At 67.2% G+C, this 11,490-nt stretch carries 5 protein-coding genes and 1 pseudogene; 4 read left to right on the top strand and 2 right to left on the bottom strand.

Features of this window, described 5'->3' with window-relative positions:
* The 4 genes and pseudogenes from NS4_RS32625 to NS4_RS10135 all read left to right on the top strand — a co-directional run.
* Positions 1-301 (top strand): annotated as a pseudogene (locus tag NS4_RS32625) (DNA polymerase III subunit gamma/tau); the annotation flags it as partial.
* Positions 302-597: 296 nt separating this feature from the next.
* Positions 598-1,809 carry an acetyl-CoA C-acetyltransferase gene (locus NS4_RS10145; protein ID WP_063059278.1) on the top strand — a complete coding sequence of 404 codons (1,212 nt, stop codon included), beginning with the start codon at positions 598-600 and terminating at the stop codon, positions 1,807-1,809.
* 40 nt (positions 1,810-1,849) lie between these two features.
* Positions 1,850-4,000, top strand: coding sequence for a 3-hydroxyacyl-CoA dehydrogenase NAD-binding domain-containing protein (locus NS4_RS10140; protein ID WP_063059277.1), 2,151 nt, complete (start codon positions 1,850-1,852; stop codon positions 3,998-4,000).
* Positions 4,001-4,650: 650 nt separating this feature from the next.
* Positions 4,651-8,316 (top strand): serine/threonine-protein kinase, encoded by a 3,666-nt coding sequence (locus NS4_RS10135; RefSeq protein ID WP_084487077.1) that lies wholly within the window; start codon positions 4,651-4,653, stop codon positions 8,314-8,316.
* 8 nt (positions 8,317-8,324) lie between these two features.
* On the opposite strand, the gene NS4_RS10130 is transcribed toward NS4_RS10135, so the two are convergent.
* Positions 8,325-9,641: a class I SAM-dependent methyltransferase gene (locus tag NS4_RS10130; RefSeq protein WP_063059276.1), complete on the bottom strand. Its 1,317-nt coding sequence runs from the start codon at positions 9,639-9,641 to the stop codon at positions 8,325-8,327.
* Positions 9,638-11,074 carry an FAD-binding oxidoreductase gene (locus NS4_RS10125; protein ID WP_063059275.1) on the bottom strand — a complete coding sequence of 479 codons (1,437 nt, stop codon included), beginning with the start codon at positions 11,072-11,074 and terminating at the stop codon, positions 9,638-9,640. Before NS4_RS10125 ends, NS4_RS10130 begins: the two co-directional genes overlap by 4 nt.
* Positions 11,075-11,490: the final 416 nt, after the last annotated feature.

Genomic DNA, 11,490 nt, shown 5'->3' with positions numbered 1-11,490 from the left:
GCGGGGTGGCGGCGGTGATCCGGCGCGCCGGCCGCGGTTCTCGCGGCCGAGCCAGGCCAAGGCCGGGGCAGCGGCGAGTCCCTACGACGACATCCCGCCCCCGGATTATCCGGACCTGCCCGACGATCCGGGTGATCACGGTTACACACCGCACAGCGTGCCCGCGTCCACTCCGGAGGAGGAGCAGGAGATGCTGGCGGAGTCGGCACAGCCGGTCGCGCCGGGCGATCGGCGCGACCCGGACGAGGTCGCGCTGCGGCTCCTGGCCAGTGAGCTGGGCGCCACCCCGTTGAACGGTTGACAAGCACCGGCTCGACCACGTTAAGTTAACCGGAGTTCGCATCCGGCGGTACTATGGGCGGGTAGCTGCGGACTTCGGCGAGACGAGGTTCTATGGTGGGCCGTGAGGTACGGGCTGCTCGGTACCCCGCGGTGACCCGTGCCGTGGTTTGTACGGCGTATGCCCGCGCGGGTGACCAGCCCGTAAGCGCTGCTCAACTGAATACGGACGGTCGGTCGAACGGCCGGTCGGCGAGGTAACTCGCGTCCGCTCCGCCTGGCGCGGGTGGGCGTATTCCTACGAAGGGACATTCCGATATGACCACAGAGGCCTACATTTACGAGGCCATCCGCACCCCGCGCGGCCGCAACAAGAAGGGGTCGCTGCACTCGGTCAAGCCGATCGACCTGACCACCGGCCTGGTGCAGGAGCTGCGCAACCGCTTCCCGAACCTCGACGAGGACCGGATCTCCGACCTCATCCTCGGTGTCGTCTCCCCGGTCGGTGACCAGGGCTCCGATATCGCCCGCACCACCGTGCTGACCGCCGGCCTGCCGCAGACCGTCGGCGGTGTGCAGATCAACCGCTTCTGCGCCTCCGGCCTGGAGGCCGTGAACATGGCCGCCCAGAAGGTGCGCTCCGGCTTCGAGGATCTGGTCCTGGCCGGCGGTGTCGAGTCCATGTCCCGCGTGCCCATGGGCTCCGACGGCGGCGCCTGGATGCTCGACCCGGCCACCAACTACGACACCTACGTCGTACCGCAGGGCATCAGCGCCGACCTCATCGCCAGCATCGAAGGCTTTTCCCGTGAAGACGTCGACGCCTACGCGGTGCGCTCGCAGGATCTGGCCGCCAAGGCGACCACCGGCGGCTACTTCGCCAAGTCGATCGTTCCGGTCAAGGACATCAACGGCCTGACCGTCCTGGACCACGACGAGCACATGCGGCCCGGCACCACCCTCGAGGACCTGGCCAAGCTGAACCCGTCCTTCGCCGGTATCGGTGAAATGGGCGGCTTCGACGCGGTGGCGCTGCAGAAGTACCACTTCGTGGAGAAGATCAACCACGTTCACCACGGTGGCAACAGCTCCGGCATCGTCGACGGTGCCGCGCTCGTCCTGGTCGGCACCGAAGAGGCCGGTCAGGCCTCGGGCCTGACCCCGCGGGCCCGTATCGTCGCCACCGCCACCAGCGGTGCGGACAGCACCATCATGCTCACCGGCCCCACTCCGGCGTCGCAGAAGGTGCTGGCCAAGGCCGGGCTGACCGTCGACGATATCGACCTGTTCGAGATCAACGAAGCCTTCGCCTCGGTAGTGCTGAAGTTCCAGAAGGATCTGCAGATCCCGGACGAGAAGCTCAACGTCAACGGTGGCGCCATCGCCATGGGCCACCCGCTCGGTGCCACCGGCGCCATGATCACCGGCACCATGGTCGACGAGCTGGAGCGGCGCAACGCCCGCTACGCCCTGATCACGCTGTGCATCGGCGGCGGCATGGGCGTGGCCACCATCATCGAGCGCGTCTGACGCCCGCGACCCCTTATCTTCCCGAGGAGACAGAAAAACCGTGAGCGAAGCCAACATGATCGGTTGGGAGAAGGATTCGGACGGCATCGTCGTGCTGACGATGGACGACCCGAACCAGGGCGCCAACACCATGAACGACCTCTACAAGAAGTCGATGACCGCGACGGTCGAGCGGCTCGAGGCCGAGAAGGACGACATCACCGGTGTCGTGCTGACCTCCGCGAAGAAGACCTTCTTCGCCGGCGGCGACCTGAAGAACATGATGCAGGTCGGCCCGGACAACGGGCCCGAGCTGATGGCCGAACTGACCGAGATCAAGTCGGCCCTGCGCAGCCTGGAGACCCTCGGCAAGCCGGTCGTGGCCGCCATCAACGGTGCCGCGCTGGGCGGTGGCCTCGAGATCGCGCTCGCCACCCACCACCGGATCGCAGCCGATGTCCCGGGCTCCCAGATCGGCCTGCCCGAGGCCACCCTGGGCCTGCTGCCCGCCGGTGGCGGCATCATCCGTACCGTGCGCATGCTCGGCCTGCAGAACGCGCTCATGGGCGTGCTGCTGCAGGGCCAGCGCAACAAGCCGGCCAAGGCCAAGGAGATCGGCCTGGTCGACGAGCTGGTCGGTTCGATCGAGGAACTGGTCCCCGCCGCCAAGGCGTGGATCAAGGCCAACCCCGAGGGCGGCGTCCAGCCGTGGGACAAGAAGGGCTTCAAGATCCCCGGCGGCACCCCCGCCAGCCCGTCCTTCGCCGCGACCCTGCCGGCCTTCCCGGCCAACCTGCGCAAGCAGCTCAAGGGCGCCAATATGCCGGCTCCGCGCGCCATCATGGCCGCGGCGGTCGAGGGCTCGCAGGTCGATATCGACAACGCGTCGCTGATCGAATCGCGTTACTTCGTGCACCTGCTCACCGGGCCGGTCGCCAAGAACATGATCCAGGCGTTCTTCTTCGACCTGCAGACCATCAACAACGGTGGTTCGCGTCCCAAGGATGTGCCGAAGAAGGAGATCAAGAAGGTCGGCGTGCTCGGCGCGGGCATGATGGGCGCGGGTATCGCCTACGTGTCGGCCAAGGCCGGCTACGAGGTCGTGCTCAAGGACGTCACCATCGAGGCGGCCGAGCGCGGCAAGGGCTACTCGGAGAAGATCGAGGCCAAGGCGCTGTCCCGCGGTAAGACCACCGAGGAGAAGTCCAAGGCGCTGCTCGACCGGATCAAGCCGACCGCCGATGTGGCCGACTTCGCCGGCGTCGACTTCGTGATCGAAGCCGTCTTCGAGAGCACCGAGCTCAAGCACAAGGTCTTCCAGGAGATCGAGGACATCGTCACCCCCGACGCGCTGCTCGGCTCCAACACCTCGACCCTGCCGATCACCGGCCTGGCCGAGGGCGTGAAGCGTCAGGAAGACTTCATCGGCATCCACTTCTTCTCGCCGGTCGACAAGATGCCGCTGGTGGAGATCATCAAGGGTGAGCGGACCTCCGACGAGGCCCTGGCCCGGGTGTTCGACTACACCCTCGCCATCAAGAAGACCCCGATCGTGGTCAACGACAGCCGCGGCTTCTTCACCTCCCGCGTGATCGGCACCTTCGTCAACGAGGCGATCGCCATGCTGGGCGAGGGCATCGAGCCCGCGACCATCGAGCAGGCCGGTTCGCAGGCGGGCTACCCGGCGCCGCCGCTGCAGCTGACCGACGAGCTCAACATGAAGCTCATGCAGAAGATCGCCCGGGAAACCGAAGCAGCCGCCAAGGCGGGCGACGCCGCCATGGGTACCGAACGGCACCCGGCCATCGACGTAGTCGACTACATGGTGGAGCAGGGGCGCCCGGGTCGCCTGGAGAAGGCCGGCTTCTACGAGTACGACGAGAACGGCAAGCGGCTCAACATCTGGCCGCAGCTGCGCGAGCACTTCAAGACCACCGCCGGTTTCGACGTGCCGCTGCAGGACCTGATCGACCGCATGCTGTTCGCCGAGGCCATCGAAACCCAGAAGTGTTTCGACGAAGGTGTGCTGGAGTCCACCGCGGACGCCAATATCGGTTCCATCTTCGGCATCGGTTTCCCGGCCTGGACCGGTGGTGTCCACCAGTTCATCGTCGGCTACCCCGGCGGCCAGGAGGCCTTCGTGGCCCGGGCCGACGAGCTGGCGAAGAAGTACGGCAAGCGCTTCGAGGTCCCGGCTTCGCTGCGCAAGTAGGTCCCGGGGCGTCCGGCCCGGCCGGCCGGTCGCGCTGACCGTTCGCACAACCCGTCGCACCGCGAGGTGCGGCGGGTTGTGTTGGTTTGCGCCGGCGGCCACGGTGGCTCGGGCTGCGCTTGCGTTACCGCATCGGAACAGATCCGGAATGTCGGGCCGGATCAGCCGGCCGCGCCGGTGCGGAACATCGGAATATTGTGGACGCCTGGGGATAATTGCGACCCTCCCGCCCAGGTGACCACGGCGGGTCGGGCCGTGAGGGTGCCGGTCGCCGGGAGGCGCCGCGGCCGGTCGGCGGCCCGGCGCCCGGCGCGCCGGAACCTCTGAACAGGACACGCGAGCCGGAGGAAACCACCCACCGGGGTATCGGGCGCGCTACGTTGGAAGTGAGGACCGGAACGGTGGGCGCGGCGGAAATCGCCACCGCAGCCGATTCGTTACGAGTGCGAGGTGGTGAGATGACTCCACGAACGCGTTCGGGCCCCGCGGGCCGCGAATCGGATACCGCCTACGTCGCTGCGGACGCCGCCGGTCCGGCGGCCGGTGCCGCCCCGGAGAACCTCGCTGTTCCACCGGAGGCCGAATCCGCCGAACCCGATACGGAAGCGGAAGACCCAGGCGCCGCCCGGAGTGTGTCGCCCGAGCCCACCATGGGGGTCGCCGACCCCATGGACGCCGACCCGCAGGAAACGGAGCGGATAGCCGAGGAACTGGCGGCCCTGGGGTTCACCGAAGCCCATGAGATCGGTCGTGGCGGATTCGGAGTCGTGTACCGGTGTGTCCAGCGGGCCCTGGACCGGGTGGTCGCGGTGAAGGTGCTCTCCTCCGATCTCGATTCCGAGAGCCGGGAGCGGTTCCTGCGTGAGGAACATGCCATGGGCCGGCTGTCGGGGCATCCGAATATCGTCGACATCCTGCAGGTGGATGTGACCGCCAGTGGACTGCCGTTCATCGTGATGCCGTTCGCCACGCACGGCTCGCTGGAACGGCTCGTCCATGAGACGGGCCCGTTGAGCTGGGCCGATACCCTGCGGGTCGGGGTGAAACTGGCCGGTGCCATCGAGAGCGCGCATCGCACTCGGATCCTGCACCGGGATGTGAAGCCGGCCAATGTGCTGCTCAGCTCCTATGGAGAGCCGCAGCTCACCGATTTCGGGATCGCCCGGATGCCCGGGAGTTTCCGTACGTCCAGCAGCCAGATCACCGGTTCGCCCGCGTTCACCGCCCCCGAAGTCCTCAAGGGCGCCGACCCCACCGTCCGCTCCGATGTGTACGGGCTCGGGGCGACCCTTTTCGCCCTGCTCACCGGCCATGCCGCGTTCGAGAGGCAGGCCGGCGAGCGGGTGGTCGCGCAATTCCTCCGCATCACCACCCAGCCGGTGCCGGATCTGCGAGAGCGCGACATTCCCGCCGATGTGGCCGCGGTGATCGAACAGGCCATGGCCCAGGAACCGGAGGAACGGCCGGCATCGGCCTACGAGTTCGGTGAGATGTTGCGTGCGGTACAGGTCGCACACGACCAGGTCCCCGACGAGATGGCGCTGCTGGACCCCGAGGTCACGGCGGTCGATGCCGCGCCGCCCGCCCACGAACGGGCCCCCGCGGTGACCGCGCGGCGCAGCTGGCCGCTGCTGCCGCCGACACTCGCGGGCCGCAGGGAAACGGACGCCACCGCCGCGCCGAGCTCGTTCGGTGTCCGAACGCGCGAGCGCGGGATCGGAGCGGGCCCACGCAGCACTACATCCGGTCGTCTCGGTACTTCCGGACATACGCTGGAACACTCGCCTGCCACGCTGCCGCCGAGTCCGGCCACCAAGTTCCACCCGCCCACCCCGCCCCGGGAACCGGTGCGCCGGCCGCGCTTACTGGACATCCTGCGGGAGGGTGTGGGCCGCCGGCTCACCGTGATCCACGCGCCTGCCGGTTTCGGTAAGAGCGTGCTGGCGGCGCAGTGGCGTGACGAACTCGCCGCACTCGATCTCCCGGTCGCCTGGATCGGTATCGACAGCCGTGACGACAACGAAGTCTGGTTCCTGGCCCATCTGATCGAGGCCGTCAACCGGATCCGTCCCGAGATCGGGACCGGGCTGTGCCAGATGCTCGAGGAGCGTCCCGCCGATACCGTCGCGTTCGCGATATCGAGCCTGATCGACGAATTGCACACCAGCGGGAAACCGGTGGTCGTGATCATCGACGACTGGCACCGGCTCACAGACCCCGGCGCCTTGGGAGTGCTGCCCGCCCTGCTGGACAGTGGCTGCCATCATCTGCGGTTCGTGGTGACCAGCCGTGACCCCTCCGACCTGCCGATGGGCCGGATGCGGATGAACGACGAGCTGGTGCAGATCGATTCCGAGCAACTGCGGCTGACCCGCGCCGAGATCGGCGAGATCCTGGTGCGGCGCAACGGGTTCGCACTCGATGCCGGCCAGCTCGACCGTGTGTACGCTGCCACCGACGGCTGGCCCGCCGCGATCCAACTGATCGGCCTCGCTCTGCGCGACGATCCGAACCCTGGGGATCTGCTGAACCGTATGTCCGAAGGCGGGCACGGTATCCGCGAGTACCTCGCCGAGAACGTGCTGGACACTCTGGAACCGGAGATGCTGGACTTCCTGTCCGATTTCTCGGTGATCGAGCTCGCGAACAGTTCCCTGGCCGGGGCTGTCACCGACAACGACGAGGCTCCGCGGCTGCTCGAGCAGGCCGAGCGGCGGGAACTGTTCGTGCGCCACACCGACGAGGACGCCGAGTGGTACCGGATGCAGCCGCTGTTCGCCGAATATCTGCGGGCGCGACTGGAACGGACCCGGCCGGGCCGGGTCAAGACGCTGCACCGGCGGGCCGCGCGCTGGTTCGCCGAACACCAGCTGCTGCGCAGGGCGGTGGATCATTCGCTGGCCGGTACCGATTTCAAAACCGCGCTCGACCTGCTGGAGAGCGGCGGTATGGATCTGATCGACGGGTCGCGGGTGGCCACGCTGCTCGGGTCGGTCTCCAAACTTCCCGTGCAGCAGGTGGCTTCGCGGTCGAAACTGCTGATGGCGGTGGCCCGCGCGAATGTGAACCTGCAGCAGTCCACCGCGGCGCGCTCGGCCCTCAACCGGCTGTCCAATGTGCTGTCCCGGGGTCCGGAGGACGACACCGAGGTACGCACCCAGCGTTGTCAGGCCGCGGTGCTCGCGGCCTCCGACGAGATCTCCCACGACCGCACCGCCGGTGTGCTCGAGCAGGTCGCCGAATCACTGAAGCATCCCGACGATCTGCCGGCGTGGACGGTGGCGACCGCGGCGAATATCAATGCCTACGTGCGGTTCTGCGAATTCGACTTCCCGGCGGCGATGGCCGTGCTGGAATGGGCGCGGCCGTACCAGGAGCGGTCCCGCGAACCGCTCGGTGAGATCTTCGCCTGGAGTGGGCGCGGACTCATCGCCTACGAACAACTGGATATCCCGGCCTCGCTGAGCGCCTACCAGCAGGCCTATAAGACGGCACAGAACCGGTCCGGGCCACGCTCACACGGCGTGCGGGCGGTCGCCGGGCTGCTCGGTGAACTGGAATACCGGCGCGGTGACCTGAGCGCGGCCGAGGAATTGTTCGACGAGAGCTACCAGCTGGTCGCGCGGATCGGCCCGATCGAACCACTGATCGCCACCATTGTGACCGGGGCCCGGGTGAAGGCGCTGCGGGGCGATGTCACGGCGGCGGCGGTGCGCCTGGCCGAGGGGTCGCGGATCGCCGCAGATCACCAACTGTCCCGGCTGGCGGCCCATATCCGGGCCGAGCAGATCCGGCTGGGCGTAGTGCAGCCGGGCCCGGGCGATCGGCCGGAAGCCGCGGACAGCACCGCGCGCGGCCTGCCGAATTTCACCGGGCGCGATCGCGGCTCCGGCGCCGACACAGCGCCGACCGTGCTGAACCTCGAAGCCGGCGAGGTCACCGTCATCCGTGCCCTGCTCGAATCCGGAGACCGGCAGGAGCACGAGCGCGCGGCGCGCCATGCCCGTGCCCTCTACGGGCGCACCGGCGAACAGCAGCGTCCCCGGGCCCAGCTCGATATGTCGCTGCTGCTCGCCGAATGCCTGGCCACCGCGGGCTGGGTCGGCGAATCGGCCGCCCTGCTGGCACCGGCCGTCTCCACCTGCGCCGAACTGGGCTGGACCCGGCCGCTACTGGATGCCGGCCCGGCAGTACGCGAGATCCTGCGCGTGGTGCGCGACGACCTGCCGGTCACCACGCCGGACGGGACGGACACGGTCCGCACCCTCGGTGAGATCCGTGTCCCGATCCGTTTTCTCGATGAACTGCTCAGCTGAGCGGCCGGTTACGGCTGCCACCAAGGCCGCAGTGGCACCTCGGGGCGCCCGGAGGGTCCGAGTTTCACGCCCAGTACCTGGTGCAGCTGCACCACATTGCGTTCGAAACCGAGCCGGCTGCCCGCCATGTACAGGCCCCACACCTTGGCGGTGCCCTCGCCGGCTTCGGCCACGCAGGCATCCCAGTTGGCGACCAGGTTCTTGCACCATTCGGTGAGAGTCAGCGCGTAGTGCTCGCGCAGATTCTCCTCGTGCAGTACTTCCAGGCCGACGTTCTGGATATCGCTGATGATGCGGCCGGAACCGATGAGTTCCCCGTCGGGGAACACGTACCGGTCGATGAAATCGCCGGCCTTGGTGGTGCGGGTGTTGTCCGGCCGGGTGATGCAGTGGTTGAGGAACAAACCACCCTCACGCAGCTTGCTCTGGATGAACCCGAAATAGTACGGGTAGTTCTGGACCCCGATGTGCTCGGTCAGCCCGATCGAGGACACCGCGTCGAACTCGGTTTCGGTGATGTCGCGGTAATCGCAGTGGCGGACCTCGGCCAGCTCGCCGAGACCGTCCTCGGCGATCTTGCGCTGCGCCCAGGCGGCCTGCTCGGCCGAGAGCGTGGCACCGATGACCCGGACTCCGCGGGTGGCGGCGTACCGGACCATGCCGCCCCATCCGCAGCCGATATCGAGAAGGCGATCGCCCTCCTTCAACCGCAGTTTCTCGAAGACCAGCCGGTACTTGTTCTCCTGGGCCTGCTCCAGCGTCCAGTCGCGCTCGCCGTAGCACGCACAGGTGTAGGTCATCGACGGGCCGAGTACGTACTCGTAGAACGTGTTCGAGACGTCGTAGTGGTGGTGGATGACCTCGGCGTCGCGGGCCTTGGAATGCCGCAGCCCCTCCAGGGCGATCCGGCGCCAGCGCGGCAGCGTCTCCTGCGGCGGCGGTGGAACCGGGCGCAGCCGCTCCCAGCCCAGCGATCGCGCGATCGCCACCAGCGACAATGCCGACGGACGTTTGAACTTCAGGTCCGTCATGGCGGCGAGGATGGCGTACGGATCGCCGGGGTGTACCCCGGCGGCATCCATATCGCCGGAGATGTAGGCGCGGGCCAGACCGAGATCACCCGGCGCGTTGGCGAGATAGTTGATTCCGCGCGGGTTGCGGATATCGAGTGCGAACTCGGAATCCACCGGGCCGGTGGTGCTGCCGTCGTAGGCGGTCAGCTTGATGGGAACATCGCCGTCGACCAAAGTCTCGACAACTTCGGCGATGCTGAGCCGGGTGCCCAGGTCCGCGAAAGCATCGGATCTATCCTTGAATGTCGTCATCTGCGTTGCACCGCCTTCGAGTACAGATCCAGCAGGCGCTGGCCGGGATCGTAGCGTTTTTTCAATGCTTTGTAACTTTCACCGCCGTAGAGGGCGGCAAATTCCTCGGGCTTGTAAAAAGAATCCGAGTACAGGGATTTGTGTCCGTCGAATTCGGTGACGGTTTTCTCGATGGCACGGTTCGCCGCGCCATCCATCTGACCGGGCGATTTCGGGACCGCCGACCAGAAGCCGATATTCACATAGGTGCGGCCGGGTCGCAGCGGGTAGAGCGGCCACGGTCGATCGCTGTCCGGGGTGCCGGAATCGCGCAGGCGCAGCGGGCACAACCAGATGGGCTCGATGGGGATCTCGCGCAGGAACCACTCGACGAAATCCGCGGTGCGCTCCACCGGGACCTCGATGTCCTGCACGACGCGCTCCTGCGGCGGCTCGCCTTTGCGCGCGGCGAGCTTGTCACCGATGTTGTAGCGGTGATCCAGCGCGACCAGCTTCCAGTAGAAGCTGCTGCGCCGGTAGCGTTTCGGCCAGAACCGGCGGATCTTCGGGTTCTGTGTCCCGAAGGCGCGCGAGCACCAGAACCAGTCGGTGTCCCACCGCCAGAGATAGTCGTGGATGGTCAGCCGGTCGCGTTTGGGCGCCGGGCCGTCGTGCTGGATGGAGCGGTAGTAGATGTCCATTCCGGTGTAGTCGCTGACCGGGCCCGGTTCATCGGTCTGCCGGCCCAGCGTCAGGTAGCTCTCCCGGCCGCTGAACACGACCCCGTCCAGGTAGTCGACCCGCTCACCGTCGTGGCTGCGTTCCAGTACGACTCGCTCCAGGACCGACTCGAGTTCCCGCAGATCGTGAAATCGCAGGTGGCGCAACTCCACATACGGCAGCACCGATTCCAGCTCGATCTTCAAACGGGTGGTGTAGCCGAGCGTGCCGTAGGAGTTCGGGAAACCGCGGAAGAGTTCGGCGTCGGCCCCGTCCGGGCCGATGGTGACGATCTCGCCGGCTCCGGTCAGCACTTCCATCTCCAGCACCGATTCGTGCGGCAGACCGTTGCGGAAGGAAGTCGATTCGATCCCCAGCCCGGTCACCGCCCCGCCGAGGGTGATGGTCTTGAGCTGCGGCACCACCAGCGGCGCCAGGCCGTAGGGCAGCGTGGCCGCGACCAGCTCCTCGTAGGTCGTCATCCCCGCGACCTCGGCCGTTTTCGTATCCGGGTCGACTTCGATCACCCGGGTGAGACCCGAGACGTCCAGTCCCGGTGCCGTGTTCTTCGCCCGGGCGCGGAAGAGATTGGAAGTCTTCTTGGCCAGTCGCACATCGGCGTCGGCCGGGATGGCGCGATAGCTCGCGAGCAGGCGATCGACACCTGCCCGATATGCGGCGAACCCGGATTCATATGCGGCCGGACCGTGGCCGGCCTTCCCCAACAGACTCATTGCCACGTCTAGACGCTAGTCCTACTCGGCCGCGAGCGGCCACAGCGGGGGGATTGTCGGTGACGAAATGTCACATATCCGTTGCACCGTGTTCGAAGAACTGTTCACCCAGGTCGACCGCTATTCCTGAATTGTCGGTATTTGTCCGACCACGCGGGCTGGAGAGAGTGCGCAGGTGTTCAGGGGGCTTGCTTGTGAAAAATGAGGATGGAACGCGACAACGTCGGTGAGGCAGCACGCTCTGAACGGTGGAACGTCTCTCAACCCTTCGTGGGCCCCATCGAACTCGGGGCCGAGCGGGCGCGGCCTTCCGCAAATGGACCCACATGCGAGGCCGACCCCCTGCGAACAACTCAGCATCCGACCTGGGCATCGCACGCCGACGCACCCCGCATGCGTCGAGTTCTGCGAGACAC

The sequence above is a fragment of the Nocardia sienata NBRC 100364 genome (assembly GCF_001613205.1).
GTDB lineage: Bacteria > Actinomycetota > Actinomycetes > Mycobacteriales > Mycobacteriaceae > Nocardia > Nocardia sienata.
The sequence above is the reverse complement of the archived record's forward strand: the minus strand, read 5'-3'. Positions and strand labels throughout refer to the sequence as shown.